This window comes from Pseudomonas sp. UBA6276 (assembly GCF_002438365.1).
Lineage (GTDB): Bacteria > Pseudomonadota > Gammaproteobacteria > Pseudomonadales > Pseudomonadaceae > Aquipseudomonas > Aquipseudomonas coleopterorum.
In genome coordinates this window covers 1-25,518 of record NZ_DJUS01000192.1, presented here as the reverse complement: position 1 = coordinate 25,518, position 25,518 = coordinate 1, and the positions used below count along the sequence as shown (strand labels likewise).

Annotated in this window: 23 protein-coding genes; 13 read left to right on the top strand and 10 right to left on the bottom strand. The window is 62.5% G+C overall.

What is annotated here, in order from left to right; genetic code table 11:
- Positions 1–254 precede the first annotated feature (254 nt).
- Positions 255–1,397, bottom strand: a complete 1,143-nt coding sequence (locus tag B2V21_RS21490) for a cysteine desulfurase family protein (RefSeq protein ID WP_286917982.1) — start codon at positions 1,395–1,397, stop codon at positions 255–257.
- A gap of 184 nt (positions 1,398–1,581) precedes the next feature.
- Between B2V21_RS21490 and B2V21_RS21485 the strand changes: the two genes are divergently transcribed.
- Positions 1,582–2,049, top strand: a complete 468-nt coding sequence (locus tag B2V21_RS21485) for an Lrp/AsnC family transcriptional regulator (RefSeq protein WP_286917981.1) — start codon at positions 1,582–1,584, stop codon at positions 2,047–2,049.
- A 76-nt stretch (positions 2,050–2,125) separates the two neighbouring features.
- Here the strand turns inward: B2V21_RS21485 and B2V21_RS21480 are convergent, their stop codons facing one another.
- Positions 2,126–2,449, bottom strand: coding sequence for an RcnB family protein (locus B2V21_RS21480; protein ID WP_286917980.1), 324 nt, complete (start codon positions 2,447–2,449; stop codon positions 2,126–2,128).
- A gap of 120 nt (positions 2,450–2,569) precedes the next feature.
- Complete coding sequence (locus tag B2V21_RS21475; RefSeq protein WP_286917979.1) at positions 2,570–3,664, bottom strand: site-specific integrase; 1,095 nt, start codon at positions 3,662–3,664, stop codon at positions 2,570–2,572.
- Positions 3,665–3,742: 78 nt separating this feature from the next.
- On the opposite strand from B2V21_RS21475, the gene B2V21_RS21470 reads away from it, so the two are divergent.
- The 10 genes from B2V21_RS21470 (at position 3,743) to B2V21_RS21425 (ending at position 14,478) form a co-directional block, all read left to right on the top strand.
- Positions 3,743–4,705 (top strand): DNA-binding protein, encoded by a 963-nt coding sequence (locus B2V21_RS21470; protein WP_286917978.1) that lies wholly within the window; start codon positions 3,743–3,745, stop codon positions 4,703–4,705.
- A 203-nt stretch (positions 4,706–4,908) separates the two neighbouring features.
- Positions 4,909–6,549 carry an AMP-binding protein gene (locus B2V21_RS21465; RefSeq protein ID WP_286917977.1) on the top strand — a complete coding sequence of 547 codons (1,641 nt, stop codon included), beginning with the start codon at positions 4,909–4,911 and terminating at the stop codon, positions 6,547–6,549.
- 15 nt (positions 6,550–6,564) lie between these two features.
- Positions 6,565–7,326 (top strand): SDR family NAD(P)-dependent oxidoreductase, encoded by a 762-nt coding sequence (locus tag B2V21_RS21460; RefSeq protein ID WP_286917976.1) that lies wholly within the window; start codon positions 6,565–6,567, stop codon positions 7,324–7,326.
- Between the two features lie 15 nt (positions 7,327–7,341).
- Positions 7,342–8,535: an acetyl-CoA C-acyltransferase gene (locus tag B2V21_RS21455; protein ID WP_286917975.1), complete on the top strand. Its 1,194-nt coding sequence runs from the start codon at positions 7,342–7,344 to the stop codon at positions 8,533–8,535.
- Between the two features lie 165 nt (positions 8,536–8,700).
- Positions 8,701–9,747, top strand: a complete 1,047-nt coding sequence (locus tag B2V21_RS21450) for an AraC family transcriptional regulator (protein WP_286917983.1) — start codon at positions 8,701–8,703, stop codon at positions 9,745–9,747.
- Between the two features lie 146 nt (positions 9,748–9,893).
- A complete protein-coding gene (locus B2V21_RS21445; RefSeq protein ID WP_286917974.1) occupies positions 9,894–10,859 on the top strand; it encodes an amino acid ABC transporter permease in 966 nt (321 codons plus the stop codon).
- Between the two features lie 54 nt (positions 10,860–10,913).
- Complete coding sequence (locus B2V21_RS21440) at positions 10,914–11,684, top strand: amino acid ABC transporter ATP-binding protein (protein ID WP_049859830.1); 771 nt, start codon at positions 10,914–10,916, stop codon at positions 11,682–11,684.
- An 87-nt stretch (positions 11,685–11,771) separates the two neighbouring features.
- Entirely contained in the window at positions 11,772–12,611 is an 840-nt protein-coding gene (locus B2V21_RS21435) for a transporter substrate-binding domain-containing protein (protein WP_286917973.1), read from the top strand.
- Positions 12,612–12,681: 70 nt separating this feature from the next.
- On the top strand, positions 12,682–13,980 hold the full coding sequence (locus B2V21_RS21430) for an NAD(P)/FAD-dependent oxidoreductase (protein ID WP_286917972.1): 1,299 nt from the start codon (positions 12,682–12,684) through the stop codon (positions 13,978–13,980).
- A 27-nt stretch (positions 13,981–14,007) separates the two neighbouring features.
- Positions 14,008–14,478, top strand: coding sequence for an Lrp/AsnC family transcriptional regulator (locus B2V21_RS21425; protein WP_049859649.1), 471 nt, complete (start codon positions 14,008–14,010; stop codon positions 14,476–14,478).
- Positions 14,479–14,532: 54 nt separating this feature from the next.
- On the opposite strand, the gene B2V21_RS21420 is transcribed toward B2V21_RS21425, so the two are convergent.
- The 7 genes from B2V21_RS21420 to B2V21_RS21390 form a co-directional block, all read right to left on the bottom strand.
- A complete protein-coding gene (locus B2V21_RS21420; protein WP_286917971.1) occupies positions 14,533–15,780 on the bottom strand; it encodes an OprD family porin in 1,248 nt (415 codons plus the stop codon).
- Between the two features lie 90 nt (positions 15,781–15,870).
- Positions 15,871–17,097 carry a M20 family metallopeptidase gene (locus tag B2V21_RS21415; protein ID WP_049859651.1) on the bottom strand — a complete coding sequence of 409 codons (1,227 nt, stop codon included), beginning with the start codon at positions 17,095–17,097 and terminating at the stop codon, positions 15,871–15,873.
- Entirely contained in the window at positions 17,087–18,721 is a 1,635-nt protein-coding gene (locus B2V21_RS21410) for a dipeptide ABC transporter ATP-binding protein (RefSeq protein ID WP_286917970.1), read from the bottom strand. Before B2V21_RS21410 ends, B2V21_RS21415 begins: the two co-directional genes overlap by 11 nt.
- Positions 18,718–19,551 carry an ABC transporter permease gene (locus B2V21_RS21405; RefSeq protein ID WP_286917969.1) on the bottom strand — a complete coding sequence of 278 codons (834 nt, stop codon included), beginning with the start codon at positions 19,549–19,551 and terminating at the stop codon, positions 18,718–18,720. Before B2V21_RS21405 ends, B2V21_RS21410 begins: the two co-directional genes overlap by 4 nt.
- Positions 19,544–20,491, bottom strand: a complete 948-nt coding sequence (locus tag B2V21_RS21400; RefSeq protein WP_122742219.1) for an ABC transporter permease — start codon at positions 20,489–20,491, stop codon at positions 19,544–19,546. Before B2V21_RS21400 ends, B2V21_RS21405 begins: the two co-directional genes overlap by 8 nt.
- 15 nt (positions 20,492–20,506) lie before the next feature.
- Positions 20,507–22,078: an ABC transporter substrate-binding protein gene (locus tag B2V21_RS21395; RefSeq protein ID WP_286917968.1), complete on the bottom strand. Its 1,572-nt coding sequence runs from the start codon at positions 22,076–22,078 to the stop codon at positions 20,507–20,509.
- A 92-nt stretch (positions 22,079–22,170) separates the two neighbouring features.
- Positions 22,171–23,448 carry a M20 family metallopeptidase gene (locus B2V21_RS21390; RefSeq protein ID WP_286917967.1) on the bottom strand — a complete coding sequence of 426 codons (1,278 nt, stop codon included), beginning with the start codon at positions 23,446–23,448 and terminating at the stop codon, positions 22,171–22,173.
- A 75-nt stretch (positions 23,449–23,523) separates the two neighbouring features.
- On the opposite strand from B2V21_RS21390, the gene B2V21_RS21385 reads away from it, so the two are divergent.
- Both B2V21_RS21385 and B2V21_RS21700 read left to right on the top strand, forming a co-directional pair.
- A complete protein-coding gene (locus B2V21_RS21385; protein ID WP_049859660.1) occupies positions 23,524–24,294 on the top strand; it encodes a GntR family transcriptional regulator in 771 nt (256 codons plus the stop codon).
- A 384-nt stretch (positions 24,295–24,678) separates the two neighbouring features.
- A complete protein-coding gene (locus B2V21_RS21700; RefSeq protein WP_376787061.1) occupies positions 24,679–24,936 on the top strand; it encodes a DUF6429 family protein in 258 nt (85 codons plus the stop codon).
- Positions 24,937–25,518: the final 582 nt, after the last annotated feature.

The window sequence follows — 25,518 nt, the reverse complement described above, 5'->3', positions numbered from 1 at the left end:
GGGGGGGGGGGGGGGGCGGGAGGCGGGGCGGGGGGGCCGGGGGAGCGGGGCAGAAACCCGGGGTCGGCGGTGTATGCGGTTTGCTTGGATGAGCGCGGGGAGGCCCGAACAGGGCTACGCGGTCGGTGTAGCAGCGGCGCGAGCCGCGTCGGCGGTGTGTGCGGTGTGCCTGAATGAACGCGGTGAGGCCGGACGCGGCTTGCGCCGCTGCTACGGGGATTACGGGGCCTTGATGAATGCATGCGATCCGGGGATCACCAGAATGGCGCGGGGGCTTGGAGGGCGTCGTTGATGACGGCGATCGCTCGGTCTACATCGTCCTGCGTGCTGTAGCGACCCAGACTCACCCGCAAGCTGCTCAGCGCCTGAGCCTCGCTCAAACCCAGTGCCAACAACACGTGCGACGCGGCGGCACTTGCCGAATTACAGGCTGAGGTCGAAGAGACCGCGATACGTCCGGCCACCGCCTGCATGGAAAAGACCGGGCTGTCGATGCAGACGTTGAGCGTGTGGGGAATCCGCTGCTCGGCGCAGCCGTTGAGCGATACGCCTGGCAGCGCTAGCAATCCTTCGCGCAATCGCTGGGACAGTGCCTGGATCTGCTGGTTATCGCTCTGCATCTGCGCGCTGGCCTGGGCAAATGCTGCGCCCATGCCGACGATCTGATGCGTCGGCAGCGTGCCTGAACGCAGGCCCTGTTCATGGCCACCCCCATGCATTTGCGCGCGCAGTACCGGTCGAGCTCGTGGCCCGACATAGAGGGCGCCGATCCCTTTGGGTCCATAAAGTTTGTGTGCAGACAAGGACAACAGATCTATGCCTGCCTGAGCGAGGTCGATCTCGACCTTGCCAGCCGCCTGGGCGGCATCCACATGCAGCAGCGCGCCGTGCGCCTGTACCATTCGTGCGATCTCGACAACGTCGGTCAGTGTGCCCAGCTCGTTATTAACCCACATCAGCGACACCAGACGCGTATTGGGTCGCAGTGCCGATGCCACGGCCTGTGGTTGAATCAGCCCGCGTTCGTCGGGGCTGAGCCAGGTGACCTCGCAGCCGGCCGCCTGTTGCTCGCGCACGGTGTCGATGACCGCCTTGTGTTCCAGCACGCTGGTGATGATGTGATCGCCGGGACGGGTACAGCCCTTGATCGCCAGGTTGTTGGACTCGGTAGCGCCCGAAGTCCAGACGATATCCTCGCCTGGAGCATTGATCAGTTCGCCCACTTGCCGCCGCGCCAGTTCAACGGCCTGGCGCGCTTGTTGGCCGTAGGCGTGGGCGCTGGAGGCGGGGTTGCCATAGACTGCATCGCGCCCCATGCAGGCCAGCATGGCGCTGATGACATGATCGTCGATGGGCGTGGTGGCGGCGTAATCCAGGTATACGGGGAGGGTAGGCATAGCGTCTCGACCAGTGCTGATTTCGTACGGCTTATGCTAGCGATGGACGGGGTGAAAAAATTTGATATCTGTACGGATCATCCGGATGAATGCGAAAAAAGCTTGCGCGTATTGGCGGTATAAGAGAAAAATTTTCCGGCATACTTGTAACCACCCGTACAGACCCACTCAGGCTCGCATTTTCATGGACAAGTTCGACATGGCCATCCTCGACATCCTGCAAGCAGACTGCACCCGTCCGCTGGCTGACATCGCCGAGCAGATCGGCCTGGGCGGCACTGCCTGCTGGCGTCGCATCCAGAAGCTCGAACAGCAGGGGGTCATCACCCAGCGCGTCGCGTTGCTCGATGCACGCGAGTTGAATGTTGCCGTAACGGTATTTGCCGAGCTGCGCACGCAACGGCACAACGCGCAATGGCTGGAGGATTTTCACAGGGTCATCGAGGCATTGCCCGAAGTGGTGGAGTGCTATCGAATGGCGGGGGATACGGACTACATGCTGCGTATTGTGGTACCGGACATCGCCGGCTATGACGCGGTGTACAAACGGTTGATTCAGGTGGAGGGCATTTCCGACATCAGCTCGACCTTCGCGATGGAGGGCATCAAGTCGACCACGGTCTTGCCGCTGCAATACGCCAAGCGGCCGTAGGTGCGATCATTGGGCGCGAACCAAGTACCCAAGCAAACGGCCCCAGCCTGGAGTTACCCAAGCCGGGGCCAAAAACTCACTTCTTGACCGAAGACTTGTCGATCATCTCGACGATGGTGCCGTTAGGAATGTTCACGCGCACGTACTTGTCCTTGATCTCGACCCACTGCTCGTTCTCGTCGGGCTGCTTCAAGCCATGCTTGGCTGGATCGATCGCCAGTTCCTTGCGCTTGTAGGAGTCGGGCACTTTGTCGCCCTCTTTGATTTCATGATCACCGTTGCCTGGACGGTCCAAGGTGACGCTTTGTTCCTTGGCGCCGGTTTCGGCTGCGAAGGCAGGTACGCTCAAGGCGCAAAGGGCAGCGAGGGCAAGGCGAGGCAACAGCTTGGAAGTGGTCATAATGATTATCCTGGATGTTCGAATAGGGCGACGTGGTACGCGCAAGCGTCAGCGCCGACAGACTATTGACCGGCGCTGATGACTTTGTTTCCGTCCATCTTTCAACAACCTGCCTAGAACTCATTCCTCATCCTCGCTTTTCAACAGTTGCGTGGCGGTGCTGTTGAGCAACGATCCGGCCTGGAAGTAACCCATGACCGTCGCCACGCTGCGGTGCTCGGTCATCGCCATCACCTCACCCAGCGGCACACCCTGCCGGCCCGCTTCGGTCACGAAACCCGAGCGCAGGCTGTGGGCGGCCCAGTCCCCCTCCAGACCTGCAAGCTGAGCCCGACGCTTGACGATGCGCGCCACCTGGTCGCCGCCCAGGCCTTGGCTCGCCACCTTGTCGCCACGGTACAGACGACGAAACAGTGGGCCCGTGGTCGCTGGCGCGGCAGCCAGCCACGCCGCCAACGCATGAGCCGCTGGCCCGCGCAGGGGCTTCTCTCGTCGCGTACCGGCGGTGTTGGTCTTGGTGGCACCGAGGCTGTAGACCCAGGTGTCGGCATCCAGACGCCGCACATCACCCACCTGTAGCCCGATCACTTCGGAGCGGCGCCGACCACCGCCACTCCAGGCCAACAGCAGCAGGGCGCGATCGCGCGTGCCGCGCAGGCCGTCAGTGCAGGTTGCCAGCATGGCCTGCAGCGGCTCCAGGGCAATGGCCGTTTTCTTGCGCACGGTCACGCCCTGGCGAGCTTGGGCTTTCTGCGCGTTGCGCAACAGGGTCTTGAGCGCTGGCGACTCGGTCGGACTGTCCCAGCCCTTCACACGATGCCACTTGCCCAGCACTGCCAGACGATGCTGCACGGTGCTGTAGGCCAGGGCACCCAGCCGTGACTTTGCACCGGCCTCGACCAACGCGGTGTCGATGGCTTCAGGCAGCAGGTGATTCCAGGTGCCGTCTTCCAGCGGCCGTGCCAGATGGTCCAGAACGAATTGAACCGCCACCGCTGCAGGTAATGCAGCATCACCCAGCACCTGCCCGTAACGCAGCTTCAGCCACGCGGACCAGTACGCCAGGGCACTGCGATAGCTGCGTACCGTATTCGCTGCAGTGCCCGCAGCAACAAAAGCCTGGGCCGCTCGAGCGGTGCTTTCCGCCAATGAATATAGGTCCAGAGGGTTTGCATCAACCGCTGAGATGTCATATGTATTATTCATTACGTTCAACGTATTATATTTTTAGTTTAAGATTTATAAAGTCGGATAATCTCTCATTATCATACCTAATCCAACGGAGAGCAGGCCATGGCAGTAGGCGTACCGGAAAATGACGTATTTGCCGCGGCAGATGCCGTGCTGGCCCGAGGAGAGCGGCCAACGGTTGAACGTGTGCGCCTGGAGCTGGGTCGCGGCAGTCCGGCCAGGGTCGGCGCCTTGCTGGATCAGTGGTGGGAGCGCCTGGCCGAGCGGCTGCGCGGGGAAACCAAGCTGCCGGGGTTGCCGGCTGAAGTGGCCCAGGCGTTCGTTGCGATCTGGCAGCAGGCAACGACGCTGGCCCAAGATGTGGTCGAACACTCGTTGGCGGCCCAGCGTGAGCAGCTGACGGCAGAGTACGAGCGGGTCGCGGAGGTCGAGGAACAAGCCCGCCGCGACGCTGCCCAGGCTCGCCGCCAGGTGGCCGAGGCGGAAACGGCCCGCGGCAACGCCGAAACCCGCCTGGCCGATCTGGAAAAACTCCTGGCCCAGCGCCAGGAGCAGATCGACGATCTGCAGCATCAGCGCGTCGAGCTGCAGGGCGCGCGCAGCGAGTTGCAGGCCGATCTAGCGGCCCTTCAAAAAGCGCTCCGTGAGCAACAGCAGCAGGCCGAGCACAATCGCCTGGCTCAGGAGGCCTATGTGCGGGGCGTCGAAGAGCGTTCGCACCGCGAGGTCGACCGCGCCCGCGAAGACCTCAAGTCGCGCAGCCTCGAGGCCCGTGAGCAACACAAGCAACTCGAAGCGTTGCAGAAGCGTCTGGAGCACGCGCAAATCGCGCTTGGCGAAGCGCAGCTACAGGCGGCGGCCCGTGAAGCACGCTCGGCATTGGCGGTAGAGCAGGGGGAGCATGCACGACAGCAGCTCGAAGCCCAGCTTCAGGCCGCGCAAGCAGGGCAGGCGTCAGCGTTGCAAACCGCCGCGGCCCAGCAGGCACGCGCCGAGACTCTGGACGCCCAGTTGGCCCTGCTGCGCCTGCCGCCGCGCAAGACGCGGAGTCGGAAGACGGAATGAGGGGGGCGTCCAGCAAGCGCGCAACGGCCACGGTGCTCAGAGAATGCGAGATCGAAAACGCTCGCACTGGCTAAACCGCTCAAATGACCTGAGCGCTGAAAACATTGTCGCGAAAGCACAGGCGGATCACTATCGGCCAGTGCCTTCAAGGTCACAACGATCTCACAACACCCAGATCCCATAACAACAAGCAGGGTCATGTGATGCGCGATTATTTCACCACCGCTCAGGGGTTCGATTACCCGCAAACTGCTGCGCAGGATCTGCACGGCACCCTCGATCAGCTCAATGCCTGTGTCGAATGCTGCGACCGCCACCTAGGCGAACAGGCAGTGGCCCTGTATTGCGAGTCGCAGCATGGCGTCGCCACGCAGTACACCTTCGAGCAACTGCAGATCCATGCAGCGCAGTTCGGCAATTTCCTGCGCAGTCAGGGCGTCAGATCGGGCGATCGCGTCGCCGGGCTGATGCCACGGACCGTGGAGCTGCTGATCGCGATACTGGGTACCTGGCGCATCGGCGCGGTCTATCAGCCGCTGTTCACCGCGTTCGGTCCCAAGGCCATCGAGCAGCGCCTGCATTGCTCGAGGGCCAATTGGGTGGTGACCGACCTGCACAATCGCCCCAAGCTCGACGAACTCGATCAGCGTCCCAACGTGATGACCGTTGGCTGTACAGCAGCGGGCACCGGCGAATACGACTTCTGGACGGCACTGAAAGGGCAGAGCTGCGAATGCGAGCCCGTGATGCTCGATGGCAATGCGCCTTTCATGCTGATGTGCACGTCCGGCACCACCGGGCCGGCAAAACCGCTGGAAGTGCCGCTGCGCGCGTTGCTGGCGTTCAAAGGCTATCTGCGCGATGCCGTACAACTGCGCAGCGACGATCGGTTCTGGAACCTGGCCGATCCGGGTTGGGCCTATGGGCTCTACTATGCCGTGGCCGGCCCGCTGGCCCTGGGTCATGCCACCTTGTTCTACGACGGCGGCTTTACGGTCGACAGCACCTGCCGAGTGATCGACAAGTACGCGATCACCAACCTCGCCGGATCGCCAACGGCCTATCGCATGCTGATCGCTGCTGGTGATCGCTTCGCGGCCGGGGTGCGCGGGCGACTGCGCATTGCCAGCAGCGCCGGGGAGCCTCTCAATCCGCAGGTGATCCGCTGGTTCGCCGAACAGCTGGGCGTCGTGGTCCACGATCACTACGGCCAGACCGAGCTGGGCATGGTGCTGTGCAACCACCACGACCTCGATCATCCCGTGCACGAAGGCTCGGCCGGTTTTGCCGTGCCTGGCCATCGGATTGTGGTGCTCGACGCGGACCTGCAGGAACTGGAGGCCGGTCAACCCGGGGTGCTGGCGGTAGACCGCGAGCGGTCGCCGCTGTGCTGGTTCGGCGGCTACCTGGGGATGCCGACCAAGGCGTTCAAAGGCAAGTATTACCTGAGCGGCGACACCGTCGAGCTCAATGCCGACGGCAGCATCAGTTTCGTGGGGCGCAACGACGATGTCATCACCACCTCAGGCTACCGGGTAGGGCCCTTCGATGTGGAAAGCGCCTTGATCGAGCATCCGGCGGTGGTCGAGGCCGCCGTGGTGGGCAAGCCCGACCCGGAACGCACCGAAGTCATCAAGGCCTTCGTGGTGCTGCAGGCGGGTTTCGAGGCGGGCCCCGAGCTGGCCGAAACCCTTCGCCTGCACGTACGTCAACGGCTCGCCGCCCATGCCTACCCGCGCGAGATCGAATTCGTCGAACAGCTACCCAAAACCCCCAGCGGCAAATTGCAGCGCTTCATCCTGCGCAATCAGGAAATTGCCAAGCAGCAGGCGTCCAGCGCCTGACGAGGAGACCGTTTCATGCACATCCAAGACAAGGTTTTCATGGTCAGTGGCGCTGCATCCGGGCTCGGTGCCGCCACCGCGCGGATGCTGGCCCGTGCAGGCGCACGCCTGATGCTGGTCGATCTAAACGCCGAGGCGCTCAAGGCGCAGGCCAGTGAACTGGAAGCCGGCTACGCACTGGCCGACATCACTCAGGCCGATGCTGCCCAGGCCGCCGTAGACATGGCCATGAGCAGCTTTGGCGAACTGCACGGGCTGGTGAATTGCGCCGGCGTGGTGGCCGGCGAGAAGATCCTCGGCAAGCAGGGCGCCCACGGGCTGGACAGTTTCAGCCGCATCATCAATATCAATCTGATCGGCACTTTCAACCTGCTGCGCCTGGCCGCCGAGGCCATTGCCAAGAGCACCGCGAACGCCGAAGGCGAACGTGGCGTGATCATCAACACCGCCTCGGTGGCTGCCTTCGACGGTCAGGTCGGCCAGGCCGCTTATGCCGCATCCAAGGGCGCGGTGGCGAGCTTGACCTTGCCGGCGGCACGGGAACTGGCGCGCTACGGCATTCGGGTGATGACCATCGCGCCGGGCATCTTCGAAACCCCGATGATGGCCGGGATGAGCGATGAGGTGCGCGCGGCGCTGAGCGCCGACGTGCCCTTTCCGCCGCGCCTGGGCAAGCCGGAGGAATATGCTGCTCTGGTGCGCCATATCATCGAAAACAGCATGCTCAATGGCGAAGTGATCCGTCTCGACGGCGCCCTGCGCATGGCGGCTAGGTAATAAGGGAAACTACAGATGAATGAAGATCCGATCGTTATCGTTATCGTCAGCGCCGTGCGCACACCCATGGGTGGCTTTCAGGGCGACCTGCGCAGCCTGACCGCGCCTCAGCTGGGCGCTGCGGCCATTGCGGCTGCCATCGAGCGCGCCGGTATCGATGCCGGCAGCGTCGACCAGGTCCTGTTCGGCTGCGTGCTGCCGGCCGGGCTGGGCCAGGCACCGGCGCGCCAGGCGGCACTGGGCGCCGGGCTGTCCCACGCCACGACTTGCACCACCCTGAACAAGATGTGCGGGTCGGGCATGCAAGCCATGCTTTTGGGCCACGACGCCTTGCTCGCAGGCAGCGCTCGGGTGGTGGTGGCCGGGGGCATGGAGAGCATGTCCAACGCGCCCTACCTGTTGGATCGCGCCCGCGATGGCTATCGCATGGGCCACGGCCGGGTACTCGACCATATGTTCCTCGATGGCCTGGAAGACGCCTACGAACCCGGTCGCCTGATGGGCACCTTTGCCGAGGACTGCGCCCAGGCGCACGGTTTCAGCCGTCAGACGCAGGACGAATTCGCCCTGGCCTCGCTGACCCGCGCACGCCAGGCCATCAGCGACGGCAGTTTTGCCTCGCAGATCGTGCCGGTGCAGGTCATCCGCAACAAGCAGCCCCAGATGGTCAGCGATGACGAGCAGCCGCCCAAGGCCAACCCGGACAAGATCCCCACGCTGAAACCGGCCTTCCGTGAGGGCGGCAGCGTGACGGCGGCGAATTCCAGCTCGATTTCCGATGGCGCCGCGGCCTTGCTGCTGATGCGCCGCAGCGAAGCCCAGGCTCGCGGACTTGCGCCGCTGGCGGTCATTCACGGGCATGCCGCCTTCGCCGATGCACCGCACCTGTTCCCGGTGGCGCCCATTGGTGCCATTCGCAAGCTGGTGGAAAACACCGGCTGGGCGCTGGAAGACGTCGACCTGTTCGAGATCAATGAGGCCTTCGCCGTGGTCACCCTGGCCGCCATGCAGGCCCTCGACCTGCCGGCAAGCAAGGTCAACGTCAATGGCGGAGCCTGCGCACTGGGTCACCCCATCGGCGCGTCCGGGGCGCGCATCGTGGTGACGTTGCTGGCGGCATTGCGGCAACGCAACCTGCGCCGCGGCATCGCTGCCATCTGTATCGGCGGCGGTGAAGCCACGGCCATCGCGGTCGAATGCCTCTATTGAGGAGGCCTGTGGTCAGGGTGCTTGCTCGGCGCCAACGGATGGATTAGAAATGACGACCGCAGGGGCGGGGCAATGATTGCCCCGCAGCCTATTCGGTCCGTTTCGCGCAGAAGCGGTGAGCGAGGATGAGTGAGCCTGACCCGAACACCGCTCGACAGCCCGTCGATGCGCGACACGATCTCGATTCACCTCGTGCGTGAGGCCGTACGCGACAGCCATGTCGACCTGGAGCGGATTCTTCACGCGGCGGGCATCGATGACCGGCTGCTGCTGGACGATCAGGCCCGGGTCCCGGTTCAGCGTTACGCCCGGCTCTGGCGGCAACTGGCCAGGGCGCTGGATGACGAATTTTTCGCCATGGCTGCGCGGCCATTGCGCCGCGGCAGCTTCGCCTTCCTCTGCCAGGCCTGCCGGCAACAGCCGACCGTGGGCGCCGCGCTCAAGCTGGCCCTGGAGTTTCTTGCACTGATGCTCAGCGACTACGACGGCCGTCTGGCGACCCAGCAATCGCTCGCGGAAATCGTCCTACGTGAGCGCAGCGCCGACCCCAAACGCGCATTTTCCTGTTTCACCTACTGGATGATCGTGCACGGTATCGCCTGTTGGCTGGCTGGCCGGCGTATCCCGATCCTGGCGATGGAACTGCGCGGCCCTGCGCCTCGATACGTCGGTGATTACCAGGTGATGTTTTCGCCCAACCTGCGCTTCGAACGGCCACGCACGCGGTTGATCTTTGCCGCCGAGCATCTAGACATTCCCGTACGGCGCAGCGCAACGGAGCTGCGCCGTTTCCTGGCCCGCGCCCCGGCGAACATCCTGGTGCGCTACCGCGATCCCGACAGCCTCGGCTGGCGCATCCGCCAACACCTGCGCAACCTGCCGGCTGCCGATTTTCCAGCCATCGAGGCGATGGCGGCCCACTGTGGCGTTTCAGTAGCAACGCTGCGCCGGCACCTGACCGAGGAGGGCGCCGGCTATCAGGCCCTCAAGGACAGCGTGCGCCGCGAGCGTGCGGTGCTGTGGCTGGCTGAACCCCAGGCAACGTTCGAAGACATCGCCGAGCGCCTGGGCTTCGCCGATGCCAGCTCCTTCTACAAGGCGTTTCGCAAGTGGACCGGGGCCAGTCCCGGGCATTACCGCAGTCTGATTCTCGATGCGGACGATTTACAATTCACCAAGCCGCGCGTGATGCCGCAACAGACGATCCGCTAACGACCATCCGCCGGTATGTTCTTGCATTTGTCAGGGCAAAGCCGGCAAATCCGCTTTATTCATCGTTGAATGGACCCATAACGCAGGGTGCCGTCCGGCGTTTTGCGCGCCCATAATGAAAACACAACAACAAAGGTGTCCATGCCATGTTCAAGGACCACATCGTAAAGCCGCGCGCAACCGACAGTCCGGCGTTCATGGGCACAGTAGCCGCCGTGTGCTTCGCGGTGACGCTGTTCGCCGGCCTCGGCGAGAGTGGCCTGGCCCGGCTGATGGCACCCATATTGCTGGATCTGCACGTGCCCCTGGCAAGGGATGTAGCCGTGGCGGTCACCTTCACCCTGACGCTGGTCCTCAACCTGTTCGTGCTCGGTCGCTTCCCCTTGCGAGCGCAGATCGTCACTGTGTGGTGCGAACTGCTGCTGATGTTCCTGCTGTTCTTCGACACCTTTGACCTTTCCTATTCATTCATCGCCACCAAGGTCGGCTTCATGATTACCCAAGGGGTATTCACGACCGTGTATGTGTCGGCGATCTCCATCACCATCGCTTTCGTGCTTGCCCTGCTGGGTGCGACCGCACGCCTTTCGTCCAACGGCTTCGCCATCGCGATCGCCAGCTTTTACACCTCGTTTTTTCGTGGTGTGCCGCTGCTGATCCAGATCTACCTCATCTACCTGGGCATTCCGCAACTGGGCTATGTGGTCGGCGCGGTGCCTGCGGGTATTTTGGCCCTGTCGCTGTGCTATGGCGCCTACATGACCGAGATCTTCCGTGCCGGCATCAGCAGCATCCCCCGAGGGCAATGGGAGGCGTCGCGAGCCATAGGCCTGTCGCCGCTGCAAACCATGATGCGGGTGATTTTGCCGCAGTCCATGCGGCTGATCATCCCGCCCACCGGGAACCAGTTCATTTCGATGCTCAAAGACAGTTCGCTGGTGTCGGTGATAGGCGTCTGGGAGTTGATGTTCCTGGCGCGTACCCAAGGCCGCGCGGAGTTTCGCCATCTGGAGATGTTGATCACTGCGGCGGTGCTGTACTGGCTGCTGTCGATTGTTCTGGAAACGGTCCAGGCCCGCCTGGAAAAGCACTTCAACCGTGCCCACCGCTGAGTAGGGCCAGTGCTTGATATGAAAAAGGCGCCCGCTATGAACCTGGAGCTTGCCATGAATCGATCGACCGTCCCTGCTGCGTCCCCCCGTTCAGCCGCTGTTCGGGTGCGTCGGCTGAACAAGTGGTATGGCGAGTTTCATGTGCTCAAGGAGATTGATCTGCACATTGCCAGCGGTGAGATCGTGGTGATCTGCGGGCCGTCGGGCTCCGGCAAGTCCACGCTGATCCGTTGCCTGAACCTGCTGGAAGACTTCCAGCAAGGTGAGGTGATCATCGGCGATACCCCGCTGACCCGCGGCGCGGCGTGCGTGGCGGGCATACGCCGCCAGGTCGGGATGGTCTTTCAGCAGTTCAACCTGTTTCCGCACCTGAGCGTACTTGACAACCTCATGCTCGGGCCGCGTCTGGTCAGCCGACTCAGCGATGCCGAAGCCCGCGCTCTGGCCCATGAGTACCTGGAACGGGTGCGTATCGGCAACCAGGCCGACAAGTACCCCGGCCAGCTGTCCGGTGGCCAGCAGCAACGCGTGGCCATTGCCCGGGCGCTGTGCATGCGCCCGCGCATCATGCTCTTCGATGAACCGACTTCGGCACTGGATCCGGAAATGGTCAAGGAGGTGCTCGACGTGATGGGCGAACTGGCCGAGGACGGGATCACCATGCTCTGCGTCACCCATGAAATGGGCTTCGCCCGGCGCGTTGCCGACCGGATCATCTTCATGGACCAGGGCCGCATCGTTGAGGAGGCCTCGCCGCAGGCGTTTTTCGACAACCCGCAACACGAGCGTGCCCGCGAGTTTCTCTCGCAGATTCTCAGCCACTGAGTGATCCGTCAGGGCCGGACATGGCTTCAAACGCTGCACACGCCACAACAACGACAACTGCGTATCGCTGCTCTCTGGAGGTTCACCATGACGTCGCTGACTCGCTTGTTCACCGCTGCCGCACTGGCTGGTGTTTTCATGACCGGGGCCGGAGTTGCCTGGGCCGGCGCCACCCTGGATCGCATCAACTCGACCAAGGTCATGAAAGTGGCCACGGCGGCCAATTGGCCACCGCAGTCGTTTCTCGGGCCGGACAATGCCCTGCAGGGTTTCGATATCGACGTGGCCACCGAGATCGGCAAGCGACTCGGTAGCAAGGTCGCGTTCGTCACGCCCGAGTACGGCATCATCACCGCCGGGCGTTGGTCGAACCGCTGGGACATCTCCGTCGGCTCCATGACCCCGACCCGCGAGCGCGGCCGGGTTCTGGATTTCCCTGCGGTCTATTACTACACCCCGTATGTATTCGCCGTGCACAAGGCCGCGGCCGGTACCAAGACCGCAGACCTCAATGGCAAGATCATCGGCGTCGAGGCCGGCACCACGTCGGAGGACTACATCAATCGTCGGCTGACCATCGATGCGGCCGACGTGCCGTCCTTCACCTATGACGTGGAGCCTGGCGAAGTGAAAACCTACGGCGACAGCATGGGCCCGCTGGATGATCTGCGCATGGGCAACGGTGTGCGTCTGAACGCGACCCTGTCGGCCCTGCCGACCATCACCGCTGCCATCAAGAACGGCTACCCGATCGTTCAGGTCGAGGGTAAGCCGGCCTACTACGAGCCGCTGGCGATCGCCGTTGACAAGGGCGATGACGCCTTCAACGGGGCGCTGACCAGAATCGTCGAAGAGATGAAAGCCGACGGTACTCTCAAGCAGCTGTCCGAAAAATGGTACGGCGCCGACCTCACCAAGGTGCAGTGAACCAACCCCCTGCGCGTGTCCCTTGGCCCGGCACGCGCAAGGTAGACGCCCGACGAAGGACGAGGTCTTCATGTTCAGCTATATCGACAACTATTACACCGCAACCATGCGCGCGGCCCCCGTGCGCCCGCCGCTCGCTGGCCAAGTCAGCGTCGACGTGTGCATCGTGGGTGGTGGCCTGGCGGGGCTGAGCACGGCATGGGAGCTGGTGTCGCGCGGCAAGTCCGTGGTCGTGCTGGAAGCGGCGCGGGTCGCCTGGGGGGCGTCGGGTCGCAATGGCGGGTTCGTGCTGCAGGGTTGGTCCGAAGGCCTGTCGGCCATCGAGCAGCGCTGCGGCAAGGACACCGCTGGGGCCCTGTTCAAACTGTCCCTGGAGGGCGTGGACAGTGTGCGCGAGACCATCACCGGGCACCAGCTGCCCGGCTGCGCGCCCAGTCGGGGCAAGCTGAGTGTCAGCCGCTTCGACAATGCCAACAGCCTCAAGCGCTTCAGCGAGCGCATGGACCGCGATTTCGGCTTTACCCTCGACTACCTCGACCGCGATGCCTTGCGCACTCTGCTCAATACCCAGCGTTACCACCAGGGGCTGCGTGATACCCACGGTTTCCATTTCCACCCACTGAACTACTGCCTTGGCCTGGCAGAGTTGATCGAGCATAAGGGCGGGATGATTCACGAGCAGTGCGCCATGCTCGAAGTCGTCAGCCGGGCAGGGCGCTCGCAGGTATCGACCGCCCACGGCAGTGTCGATTGCGCTGACGTGGTGTACTGCTGCGGCGGCTACGGCGGCCCTGAGTTCGGCAAACTGCACCGCGCCTTCCTGCCCATTGCCACCTACGTGGTCCTCACCGAGCCGCTGGGCGAGCGCCTGCAGCAGGCGGTGCGCACTTCAGAAGCCGTCGGTGATTCCCGCCGTGCCTCGGACTATTACCGTATCGTCGACGGCGATCGGCTGTTGTGGGGCGGCCACATCACTACCTACAACCTGCAGGACGAACAGCGCCTGGCACAACTGCTCACTGCCGATATCCTCGACGTTTACCCGCAACTTCGAGGCCTGAGGATCGACAAGGCATGGTCTGGACTGATGGGCTATGCGCGGCACAAAATGCCCCACATCGGCCCAATCGGCCCAGGGCTGTGGTCCTGCGCTTCGTTCGGGGGGCACGGTATGAACACCGCGCCAGCAGGCGGGCGGGTGATCGCCGAGGCCATCTGCGGTGAATCGGATCGCTACCGCCTGTTCGATCGCTATGGTCTGCAATGGAATGGTGGCCCATTCGGGCCACCGGCGGCGCAATTGGTGTATACCGGTTTGAAGATGATGGACAGATTCCAGGAACGACACGCCGGCGCAGGGCCGCGCTAACGCCTCCTCACGCAAGGTCGATACGGCATGGAAGCACACTCACCCCGTACATTGTTCAACCTGACCGAGAACGATCGCCAGTTGCTGGCGCTACTACAGGCCAACGCTCGCGAGCCGACCGCGTCGCTGGCACGCAAGCTGGGCGTGTCGCGCTCCTCGGTGCAGGAGCGCATCCAGCGGCTGGAGAAAGCCGGCATCATCACCGGCTACAGCGTGCGCATCGACCACGACCGGATACAGCCGACCATCAACTGCTTCACCATGACTTCGTGCACCAACAAAAGCTACACCGATGTCATGACGACGCTGCGCAAGATCGACGCGGTGCAGGCCGTGTACGCGGTGTCTGGGGAGTCGGACTTCATCATTCACCTGGCCACCGGGACCCTGGGCGAACTTAATGCCGAACTGACCCGGATCAACATGATCAAGGGCGTGGCGCACACCGCGTCGCATATCGTGATGGAGACCAAGTTCAGTCGTCGGTTGAGTGTGTAGCAGGGGCAAAAGCCCGGCGAGAGATTTCACCGGGCGGAGTGCCTGCGGAGTTACCTACAGATTGATCGGGTACTGCGTGATGAACCGCACGTCATCCAGATCGCCGCTGAACGAGTTGCGGTAGGTGGCCTGACGCAGGCGGAAGGTCAGGTTTTTCAGAGGACCGCTCTGCACCGTGTAGGCTGCTTCCAGGTCACGTTCCCATTCGGTCTGGCCGCTCGCGCCGTTGGCCAGGGTGATGTTGTCGCCACGCAGGTAGCGGGCGAACACATCCAGCCCCGGCACCCCAAGGCCGGCGAAGTTGAAGTCATAGCGTGCCTGCCATGAACGTTCGTCCTCGCGGGTGAATTCGGCGTACTGCACGTAGTTGGCCATGTAGTTGGTATTGCCGCCGTCGGTGTAGAAGACGTAACCGCCTTTGCCGGTGATGGCCTGATAGGCCAGCGTCAGCTTGTGCGTGCCGTAGCTGTAGGCGGTCTTGAGGCTGAACGAATTGCTGTCGATATCCCCGCCGCGCTCGGCGCCGGTGCTCTTCTGGTTGTAGAAGCGGAAGTCAGCGGAAAACGCCTGCTGGTCATCGATGGGTTTGACCCAACTCAGCCCCGCGTATTTCTTCTTCCACAGATCCTGCACGTCCGAGGCATACAGCGCGCCGGTCAAGGCCGGGGTGAAGTTGTAGGTAGCGCCATAGACGTCCGCACGGGTCATGCCGCCGGCATTGTGGCCACTTTGCGCGTACGTGCTTAGCGAGGTGAGGTGGGCGACATCGATGCGCAGGTTGTCGATTTCCTTGCTGCTCAGGTAGAACCCTTCGGTCGTCTCGGGCAAGAGGCGACTGTCACCGGTCGAGTAGACCGGCAGATTGAGGGTCATTTCGCCGTACTTGAGTACCGTGTTCGAGACCTTGAGCTTTACCGCAGCCGCGGCGCGGGAGTAGTCGTCCTCGGCCCGATCGACCCCCGGCGTGTGCCGGCCATTGCTGGGAAGCAGGCCGGTACCGATGCGGTCCGAGCTGCTGTCGAGTTTCATGCCATAGAGGCCTATGGCGTCTATGCCAAGGCCCAGGGTGCCTGGGGTGAAGCCCGAAGTGAAGGTGCCGATGAAGCCCTGGGCCCATTCTTCGCGATAGCTCTGCGCGTTCGGGCCAGTGTTGTGAAAATCCCGGTTCAAGTAGAAGTTGCGCGCCATGACCTGCGTGCTGCTGTCTTTGAAAAACGGGTTGTCGAGCACGTCGTCGGCAAAAGCCGCGGGGGAAATGGCCGCGCACAGTGTCGCACTGCCAAGCATTAAAGCTGACCGCATGGTGTTGACCCTTATCGAGAATAATCAGCAGATGGCGAAGTCTTGAAGCAAGATTATTGTTATGGGGCGTCCATGCCCTGCAGCGGTGAATCAGTTGCTTTCGGCCACTTCGCAGATGCTCAGAATGGCCAGGATGTAGACGCGGACCATGTCCAGGTAATCGCGCTTGTGAACACGCTCGTCGGGCATGGTGTTGAACTTGCCACCGGGCCCGCAGACCACGCCCTGCATACCCAGGCGCTGATAGAAATGCGCGGCATCGGTGCCGAAGTACGCCGGCGGGGTGATGATTCCAGTGGGCTGCGGTTCACCGCGCACCTGCTGATAGGCGGCGTTCACGGCCTTGACGATGGGCGAGTCGAGCGCTACTTCGAAGGGCGGCATCAGCGGCTGGTTGTCGCTGTCGTTGATCAGCTTGGCTTGCAGGCCCGGAAACTGTTCGCACAGGCGATCGAGCAGTCCTTGCAGGTCGGCGAGCACCGACTCGACGGTCTGCCCAGGGGTGTAGCGGGCCGAGCCACGCAAGCGCAGGAAATCGGCGACCTGCGGCGGACGCCATTCTTCCAGGTCGCGGCCGAGGGCTCCGTGCACCACGCCGATGTGACCACGGTTGACCTGTTCATGCTCGGGCGTGCGGGCACCGCTGAAGGTGATGCCGTTGATCTGCGGAATGAGCTGCACCGCCGCAGTGATGACGTCCACCGCTTCTTCGCGCTTGGACAGATGGCGGGTGTCGCCGGTCAGCTCGATGACGAACATCAGCGAGCCCACGTGCAGGGTCACCGCCTGCAGGTCGGTCGGTTCGCAGTTGATGAAGTAGTCGGCTTTGACGCCTTGTTCGATCGCCGCGATGGTGCCGATCCCGCCTTGCAGCTCGCCGACCACATAGGTCAGGATCACGTCGCCCTTGAGCTTGACCCCGGCGTCTATCAAGGTTTTCAGCGCGCAGAAGTAGGCGGCATCACCGGCCTTCATGTTGGAGACGCCGATGCCATAGATGAACTCGTCATCGACCTTGCCGGCCCACGGGTCCACGGTCCAGCCTTCGGTGACTGGGTTGGTGTCCAGATGGCCATTGAACAACAGGCTGTGGCCACCACCGCCCTGACCCTTTAGCGTGCCAATGGCATTGAGGCGTTCGCCGGGTACCGGCATCAGCTCGCTGTGCAGCCCCAGCTCGCTCATCTGCCCAGCCATGTATTCGGCCAGCCGACGCTCCTCGGCAGTGGCGCTGTAGCTCTTGTGCTGCACCATGCGCGCAAGAAAGTCGAGGCAGTAGGCCTCATCGATGCTGTGGATCAGCGCATCAGGCGTCATCGAGTTGCTCCATTTCGGTGAGGGGCTGCGGCACTGCCTGGAGCAGGGCGCGGGTGTAGGGATGCCGGGACTGTTCGGCCATGTCCTGCGCGGGCAGGATTTCCAGCAGATCGCCGCGGTACATCACGGCGATGCGGTGAGCGATCTGGCGGATCAGGTTCAGGTCATGGGTGATGAACAGGTAGGCGGTGCCATGCTTGCGGCGCAGCTCCAGCAACAACTCGATCACCGTGGCCTGCACCGACACGTCCAGCGCGGCGGTGATCTCGTCGCAGATCACCAGCTCCGGTCGCGCCGCGAAGGCGCGGGCGATCGCCACCCGCTGTTTCTGGCCGCCGGACAGGGCATGCGGAAAGCGATCGGCGAAATCCTCGGGCAGGCGCACCTCACGCAGCAATCGAGCGACGGCCTGGCGCTCGGTTTCTCCCTCGGGCAGGCCATAGAGCCGCAGCGGGCGAGCGAGAATCTGGCCGATGGTTTGACGCGGATTGAGCGAGGCATCCGGGTGCTGAAAGATGATCTGCACCTTGCGCCGGTAGTCACGGCTCATGTCGGCGGCGCCCCGAATGTCGACGCCCTCGAACTGCACCTGCCCGGTGAACGGGGTGAGGCCTGTCAACGCCTTGGCCAGGGTCGACTTGCCCGAACCGGATTCGCCGATGATGCCGAGGATCTCGCCACGCGCCATGCTCAGGGTCATGTCTCGGGCAGCCAGGGAAGGCTTGGCGGCACGTCGCAGCAGACCGTCGAGCAGCCCAGGACGACCGTAACGCACGCTGAGTCCGTTGACGTGCAGCAGCGGCTGACTCGGCGCAACGGTTTCGCTTAGCAGACGCTTATCCGCGGCCGGCACGGCGGCGACCAGTCGTTGCGTGTACGCATCGCTGGGCGCGCTGAAGATCCGCGCACCGGCCGCCTGTTCAACGATGCGCCCCTGATTCAGGACGCAGACCCGATCCGCCACCCGCGATACCAGGGCCAGGTCGTGGGAAATGTACAGCGAGGCCACGCCGGTTTCCTCGCGCAGACGCCGGAACAGCTGCAGGATCTGTGCAGAGCTGATCACGTCCAGCGCCGTGGTTGGCTCGTCGAAGATCAGGCATTGCGGGCGACAGGCGAACGCCGTGGCGATGAGCACGCGCTGTTTTTCACCGCCGGAAGCCTCGTGGGGAAAGCGCTTCATCATTGCCGCCGGGTCTTTGAGATCGACATCGGCGAGCAGTTGCTCACCCAGGGCCCAGGCGTCCCGATAGCTCAGGTCGCGATGGCGGGTCAGCACTTCCACTACCTGTTCGCCCAGACTCAAAGTCGGGTTGAGCGACGCGCTCGGGTCCTGGAAGATCATTCCCAGGCGTCCGCCGCGTAACTGCTCGACCTGGTGTTGCGGCATCTGCAGCAGGTCTTCACCCTGCAGAATGATGCTGCCACCCACGTCCCGAGCGTTGCTCGCCAGGTAGCGCATGATGGCAAAGCCCAGGGTGGTCTTGCCCGAACCGGATTCGCCGACCAGGCCCACGACTTCACCGGCACCGACCTGGAAGTCGATGTTCTGCAAGACGTGGAGCGGGCCGCCTGGCAGTTGATAGTCGAGGCTGTAGTCAGCCACTTGCAACACGGCAGTCATTGGCGGTGCCCCTTGGGATTGAGGGCATCGCGCAAGCCATCGCCCAGCAGATTGAAACCAATCGCGATGATGGCGATGGCCAGGCCGGGCATGAGCATCATCCACGGCGCCTGAAAGAAATACCGTCTGGCCTCGGCCACCATCAGCCCCCATTCCGGCTGCGGCGGTTGCGCACCCAGGCCGAGGAAGCTGAGGGTGGCAAACAACATGATGGCGAACGCGACGCGGATAGTGGCCTCGACAATGATCGGCGCAACGATGTTGGGCAGCATTTCCCGCACCACGATGTAGGCAGTGGATTCGCCGCGGGCAATGGCAGCGCTGACGTAGTCCTGACGGCGAGCGGCGAGGGCGACGCTGCGCGCGATCCGCGCCATGCCGGGGACGAAGGCGATGGTGATCGCCAGCACGGCGTTGAGGTCGCTTTTGCCCAACGTGCTGACGATCAACAGCGCGAACAGCAGGCTGGGGATCGACATTACGGCGTCCAGCGTGCGCATCAGCGCTTCATCGATACGCCCGCCCAGATAGCCGCTTGCCGTGCCGAGCAATGCGCCCAGCAGCATCGCCATCGCGGTGGCCAGCACCGACAGCGAAATGGTCGCCCGGGCTCCGATGAGCAGGCGGCTGAAAATGTCGCGTCCCAGCTGGTCGGTGCCCAGCCAATGCAACAGGCTGGGTGCCTTGTACCGGGCCAGGATCGAAATCGCCTCCGGGTCGTAAGGGGCCAGCGCCGGCCCGGCGCAGACCAGCACGATCGCCAGAAGCAGAATGATGCTGCCCACCAGACCCTGCGGCGAGCTCAGCAGTCGGTAGATGATGTCACGCATATTGAATCCGCCGATCAAGGTAGGCATAGGTCAGGTCAGCGATGAAGTTGACCACGCAATAGGTCGCGGCGAGGATCAGCACACCGCCCTGAATGGCCGGCAGATCGCGGGCCGCGACTGCCACCAGCAGCTCCCGGCCGATGCCTGGAATGTTGAAGATTTCTTCCACCACGACGATGCCGCCGAGCAGATAGCCCACGTCCAGCGCGACGATGGTGATGGTCGGCAGCAGACCGTTGCGCAGCGCATGACGCAACAGCACCCGGCGCCGCGACAGCCCCTTGAGCCGCGCCGCACGGATGTAGTCGGTCTCGAGCACGTCGATCATCTCGGAGCGCACCATCCGCGACACGTGAGCGACCATGATCATCGACACCGTGAGCGTTGGCAGGATCAGGTGCCGCAGGCCCTCGCCGAAGTTTTCCGAAAGCGGCACGTAACCGGTGGCCGGCAGCAGTTGCCAGACATCGGCGAACAGCAGCACCAACAGGGTTGCCGTGACGAACTCGGGCAGCGACACGCCGATGTAGGAGAACAGGGCAATGATCAGGTCCACCGGTCGTCCGCGCCGTACGGCAGCAAGGATGCCCAGCGGAATGGCCACGGCCAGCATCAGCAGCAGGGAACATCCCGCCAGCAACAGTGAGCGGCCCAGCGCGTCCAGCAATGAACCCAGCACCGGTTGGCCGTTGCGCATCGACAGGCCCAGATCGCCTTGCAGCACGGCCATCAGCCAGTGGCCGAATTGCAGCCACGCCGGTTGGTCCAGCCCGAGCTTGGCGCGCAGGGCGGCGAGCGCTTCGGGCGTGGCGTTCTGGCCCAGCAGCGTCACGGCGGCATCGGCCGGCAGCAACTGGGTGATGGCGAACACCAGCAGCGAAACGATCAGCAGGGTATAGACGACCAGAAGCAAACGCTTGGTCAGGTAGGCAGCAGTCACAGGGTTACCCTCGATTCATCCGCGCTTCGGGGCGCCTTCATCCAACCAAGCCTGGTCCAGGCGAAACACCGCGCCGCGAGGGTGCAATCGATAGCCTTGAACATAGTTGCGCTGGGCCGCCAGCACATCGAAGAAGGTCGGAATCAGCGACGGCACCTGTTCATGCATCAGGCGCTGGGCCGTGCCGTACAACGCCGCACGCTTGACCGAATCGTCCGTGCCCCGTGCACCGGCCACGGCGGCATCGAATTCGCTGTTGTTCCAGCGGGTTTCGTTCCAGGCGGCGTCCGAGGTGTACAGCAGGGAAAACACCGCATCGGCCGAAGGTTGCATGTTGTAGAAACCGACGTAGAAATTGCCTTTCTTCCAGACCTGGTCCAGGTAGGTACTGTTGGCCATCGTCTCGACCTTGATATTGAACCCGGCTGGCTTGGCCATTTCCCGTACGGCGATGCCCAACTGGGTGCGCGTAGAGGGCTTATCGGAGGCAACCAAGGTGATGTCCAGGCCATCGGGATAGCCGGCGTCGGCCAACAGCTCCCGGGCCTTGGCGATATCGGCCTGACGCAGTTCGATATCGGCGTGGTAACGGTAAGCGGCATTGAGCGGTGTATCGTTGCCCGGCGTGCCAAAGCCTTCCGCCACGAAGTCCACCAGTGCCGCCCGATCGACACAGAGCGACAGCGCCTGGCGTACCCGCACGTCGTTGAACGGCTTCTGGTCGCAGGCCATGTTGATGTTGAGGAACTGCCCGGAAGGTGCACGCAGTCCGGTCACGCCACTGGCTTGGCCAAGGCGGCTGAACTCGGTGGCCTGGGCTGACAGCATGAGATCGATGTCGCCGGACATCAGCGCAGAACTTTCTGCAGTCGGATCGGGGTAGACACGGATCTCGACGCGGTCCAGAAACGGACGCTCGGGGTCATGGAACTGTTCGTTGCGAGTGACCACGACCAGCCGCTCGGGCTCGAACGAGGCCAGCTTGAACGGCCCTGTGCCCACGGCTTCGCGCGTCAGGCGGGCCATATCCCCCTGGACGATCGCCGCGGGCACGATCTTGGCGTCCGGGTAGGCCAGGCTGATGGGAAGGTCTGCGTAGGGCATGGTGGTGGTCAGCTTGACGTGCAGCTCGTCGATCGCTTCCACGGACTTGATCGGGCCGATGTTGCGCAGGCCGGGCGACGCGGTCTTGGGATCGAGGATCGCCTGCAGGCTGGCCACGACATCCCTGGATGTGCAGCGGCTGCCGTCGTGGAAAAGCAGGTTGTCCCGCAGGCTGAAGGTCCACTCGGTCAGCGCTTCGTTGTGGCTCCAGGACGTGGCCAGATCGGGCTCGGCCTGCATGTCGTGACTCAGGCGTGTAAGCCCGTTGTAGAGCAGTTCGCTGAGCAGGTACTCGGGATTGACCCGAGCCAGCAGCGGATTGAGCATGCCCACCGCCTGGTCGACGCTGATGCGCAACGTACCGCCCTTTCGCGCGGCGCCGGCGGCCCACAATGTGCTGGAGAACGGCAGCATGGCAGCGCCGGTGACGATGGCCGTAGTTGCAAGAAAGCGGCGACGGTTGAGCCGGAAAACGGTAGTCATGGCGATACTTCACTTAGCAAAGAGATTGTGGGGCAGCTAGGTAAAAAGTGCCGATGACCGATCTTGATGCCAGTCTTCGGTGGTCGCTTGGGTTAGCCTGTTGCGGCGGTCCCAGGGGTGAAGTCTGCAGCCAGGTAGACCAGGATCGACTTGGCCAGGGCGACCAGATCTTCGCGGGTCGTGTATTCGTCGCTGGCATGAATGCGACTGTGCGGGCGAATCAGGCCACCCAACAAAATCTCCTGGATACCGGCCTGTTGCACCCAGCCCATATCCGAGCTGCTGCTGGAGCCATAGCACTGGAACTGCTCGGCGGTGAAACCGAAACCCACGCCCAGTGCGGCTTGCCAGCGCGGCCAATGGGGACCGGTCGGGTCCGCAACCGGCGCAAGATGGCCGATCACTTCAGCTTCCACCGCAAGTGCCGCGCTTGCGGCCATGGCGGTGTCGATGCAATGGTGCAGTTCTGCCAGCACCTGATCGAAGGGTTCTTGCGGAGCGTAGCGACGGTTGATCAGCACCTCGAACTGCGCTGGAACGGTAGAGCCTTTGCTACCGCCATGGGCCGCGGCCAAGGTCATGCGCGAAATCAGAGGTGCACCGTTGTAATGGGGCGGCGCCGGCATCGGCCATGCCCGCTGTTCCACCTGCTGCTTGAGTGCGTACAAGGCATTGAGCAGGGGCAGGCTTTCCTCGATGGCGTTGATGGCATCGACCGGTTCACCGGAGTGCGAAGAGCGGCCCTTGACCGTGATCTTCAGGTCGACACTGCCAAAGCACCCAGCCCAGATCCTCGGCGCGGCACCGCCGTTGAAACTCAGGATATGGCCCTCGACCAGGCGTTGTTCGGCCAGGTAGCGGATACCCGGATAAAGACCGCCTTCCTCATCGGTGCACAGCAGCAGGGAAGGGCAGTAGCGCAGCGGCAGGTCGAAACGTGCCGCCGCACGCAAGGCACTCAAGGTGGCGGCAATGCTGCCTTTCATATCGGCCGTGCCGCGCCCGATCAGCTTGCCGTCAGCTTCGGTCAGCTGCAGAGGAGGGTGGTTCCAGCCGTCACCGGCCGGCACTGTGTCGACATGGAAATACAGGCTGCAGACCTCTTGGTCTCCAAAATGTCGGGCAATCAGATTGATGCGTTCGCCATGGGCCTCGCCGCTGCGGGTCTGCCACAGTGCTTCGGGTACCGAAACCCGTGTCGCCTGCAAGCCAAGCGGCGCGGTCAGGGTTTCCATCAAGTCGGCGAAGGCGCCGTAGCCCGCGCCCGGCGGGAAGCAGGTATCGACCGCGATCATGCGTTGCAGATCGTCGATCAGCCCATCATGATCCGTCTCGATCGATTCGAGTGCCTGCTCAAGTGCCGCATTCATCGTCATTTTGAGTCTCGCCGCATTTCTATATAGTTTATAGTTAAACACCACCGCATGGCCCGTCAAGGAAAAACGATGACCAACAGCAACGCACCGGCTGCCGACGCCAGCTTTGCCCGACTGAGCGAACAGGACAGCGCACCTCTTTATGAAGTGGTGAAGCGGCGGGTCTCAGAGGCGATCCTGCTAGGGGAGTGGGCCAGTGGCACGGTGATCCCCAGTGAGAACGCATTGGCCGCAGACTTCGGCGTATCGGTAGGCACCGTGCGCCGCGCACTGGCCGAACTGGTGACAGAAGGCATGCTGATGCGCCGCCGCAAGACCGGTACCGTCGTCACCGGCTGGGCGCCGCTGCACAACCTGCGCTATTTCTTCCAGTACTTCCGGCTGCATAACAAGGAAGGCGCACTGCTGAAATCCAGCACCTCCTTGCTCGACTACCAGACAGGCAAGGCCACGGCGGAGGAGGCCGACAAACTGCTCATCGATCCTGCCAGTCCCGTTTACCGTCTGCATCGACTGCGCACCATCGGCGGCGTTGCCGCCATGCACGAACATTTCACGGTAGTGGCAAGCAAAGTCCCGGACTTCCCCGGGCCGGAAGCCTTTCCCGAACTCTTGTATCGCCACTTGCTCGAACACTACGGCATACGCGTAGCGGCGGTGCGCGAACAGCTCACCGCCGGCCTGGCCACGGCAGAGGACTGCAAGCTGCTGAAGCTGGAGGCGCCCCATGCCGTGATGGTCATCGACGCCATATCCTTCGACCAGACGGCAACGCCGGTGATGATCACGCACCAGCGCGCGAGTACGGAGCACTTCATGTACGTGAACGAAATTCGGTGATCAGGGCGTTAAAGGAAAGCGTGCTGTGCGTGTGACTTCGGGGCAGGCGGGTGGAGCTCGTGGAAGGGCTTCACTAGTAACTCTACTAAATGCTTATTTAGTAGAGTTATCGTTTTTTTCGGAGAGTTTTGAGCGGTGATAGGGGATTTTCGCTTCAGTTTAAGAGCGTCACTCACGCGTTGACTAGGTACGCTTGATTCGTGTCGTCACGTTGTAAGTTTTGCCTGTGGAACCGCGTATTGGTTGATGGCTACGCTGTGCTGATTGAGAAATACGAGCTCTGCCGCCGTGAATGGCTCGCCAGCACCGCAGAACCCGATCTCCAGTCAATGTGGCATGGGTAGGTAGCGACATGGAATACGACGACAACTGGTTGAAGATGCCGTGCTTGCGCTGTTGGCAACCTACAGCTCCGATACAGGCAATGCATGGAAAGGGTTCGACTTCGAAATCATGAACCGACTGCATGCGCACGGGTTAATTAGTGATCCGGTTGTGACCTTCCCTTTTTTAAGAGAGATTCCTAAGCCATTGATTTATAATGCTGTTAGCTTTACTTGCTGGCGAAAAAAGCTTGTCCAGACCAATGCAGGAACGGAACTCTCCTCTACAAACGACCAAAACCGGAACTCTCACGCATAAAGCACACTGATCACAGCAGACTGCCTCTTCAGCAAGCTGAGCCGCCAGTGATCAATACTGCTATTACCTGAAGCAAGTCCTACCGAATTGCTTCACTGCTGCTCAGAAGCGCCTAAACACAAGGGCTCTGGAGGATAGTTGGATGGTTGGGCAATTGAAGTCGCGTATTCTCATGAGTCAGGCAGCTAGCCATCGCGCCCCATTTCCCCGTTATGACTCAGATTGATCTGATCGTGAGCCCCCGTCCTTTTTGAACATAATTGATAAGCTGGTAAGGTCTATCCGAGCCTCTGCCGATTTGCCGTCATCGCAGATTTGTTGGGAAACTATCATCTGCTGCGGCGTGCCCGGAGGACTCTCTCACCGACAGGTGCAAAAGCCCGGAGCCTCGGCATACCCGGACAGAAAAATTTTAGGCAAGTCTCATCAATAGATGGCATCATCTACCGAATTCTCACGAGTATAGCGATCTAGCCCTGATAGATGAGAGATCCGATGGATATACATGCCTACCATTTGAATAAAAGCTTTATCGGCATGGACTCTTGGGATCTGATTTTGATCGTGTCCCCGGAAGTGGTG

Excerpts from the sequence above, each read along its gene's own strand:
- B2V21_RS21445 (WP_286917974.1), top strand. The coding sequence starts at position 9,894 with ATGTTCAAGGACCACATCGTAAAGCCGCGCGCAACCGACAGTCCGGCG.
- B2V21_RS21405 (WP_286917969.1), bottom strand. The coding sequence starts at position 19,551 with ATGCGTGACATCATCTACCGACTGCTGAGCTCGCCGCAGGGTCTGGTG.
- B2V21_RS21440 (WP_049859830.1), top strand. The coding sequence starts at position 10,914 with ATGAATCGATCGACCGTCCCTGCTGCGTCCCCCCGTTCAGCCGCTGTT.
- B2V21_RS21480 (WP_286917980.1), bottom strand. The coding sequence starts at position 2,449 with ATGACCACTTCCAAGCTGTTGCCTCGCCTTGCCCTCGCTGCCCTTTGC.
- B2V21_RS21490 (WP_286917982.1), bottom strand. The coding sequence starts at position 1,397 with ATGCCTACCCTCCCCGTATACCTGGATTACGCCGCCACCACGCCCATC.
- B2V21_RS21435 (WP_286917973.1), top strand. The coding sequence starts at position 11,772 with ATGACGTCGCTGACTCGCTTGTTCACCGCTGCCGCACTGGCTGGTGTT.
- B2V21_RS21485 (WP_286917981.1), top strand. The coding sequence starts at position 1,582 with ATGGACAAGTTCGACATGGCCATCCTCGACATCCTGCAAGCAGACTGC.
- B2V21_RS21410 (WP_286917970.1), bottom strand. The coding sequence starts at position 18,721 with ATGACTGCCGTGTTGCAAGTGGCTGACTACAGCCTCGACTATCAACTG.
- B2V21_RS21430 (WP_286917972.1), top strand. The coding sequence starts at position 12,682 with ATGTTCAGCTATATCGACAACTATTACACCGCAACCATGCGCGCGGCC.
- B2V21_RS21470 (WP_286917978.1), top strand. The coding sequence starts at position 3,743 with ATGGCAGTAGGCGTACCGGAAAATGACGTATTTGCCGCGGCAGATGCC.
- B2V21_RS21395 (WP_286917968.1), bottom strand. The coding sequence starts at position 22,078 with ATGACTACCGTTTTCCGGCTCAACCGTCGCCGCTTTCTTGCAACTACG.
- B2V21_RS21455 (WP_286917975.1), top strand. The coding sequence starts at position 7,342 with ATGAATGAAGATCCGATCGTTATCGTTATCGTCAGCGCCGTGCGCACA.
- B2V21_RS21465 (WP_286917977.1), top strand. The coding sequence starts at position 4,909 with ATGCGCGATTATTTCACCACCGCTCAGGGGTTCGATTACCCGCAAACT.
- B2V21_RS21390 (WP_286917967.1), bottom strand. The coding sequence starts at position 23,448 with ATGAATGCGGCACTTGAGCAGGCACTCGAATCGATCGAGACGGATCAT.
- B2V21_RS21450 (WP_286917983.1), top strand. The coding sequence starts at position 8,701 with ATGCGCGACACGATCTCGATTCACCTCGTGCGTGAGGCCGTACGCGAC.
- B2V21_RS21425 (WP_049859649.1), top strand. The coding sequence starts at position 14,008 with ATGGAAGCACACTCACCCCGTACATTGTTCAACCTGACCGAGAACGAT.
- B2V21_RS21385 (WP_049859660.1), top strand. The coding sequence starts at position 23,524 with ATGACCAACAGCAACGCACCGGCTGCCGACGCCAGCTTTGCCCGACTG.
- B2V21_RS21460 (WP_286917976.1), top strand. The coding sequence starts at position 6,565 with ATGCACATCCAAGACAAGGTTTTCATGGTCAGTGGCGCTGCATCCGGG.
- B2V21_RS21415 (WP_049859651.1), bottom strand. The coding sequence starts at position 17,097 with ATGACGCCTGATGCGCTGATCCACAGCATCGATGAGGCCTACTGCCTC.
- B2V21_RS21420 (WP_286917971.1), bottom strand. The coding sequence starts at position 15,780 with ATGCGGTCAGCTTTAATGCTTGGCAGTGCGACACTGTGCGCGGCCATT.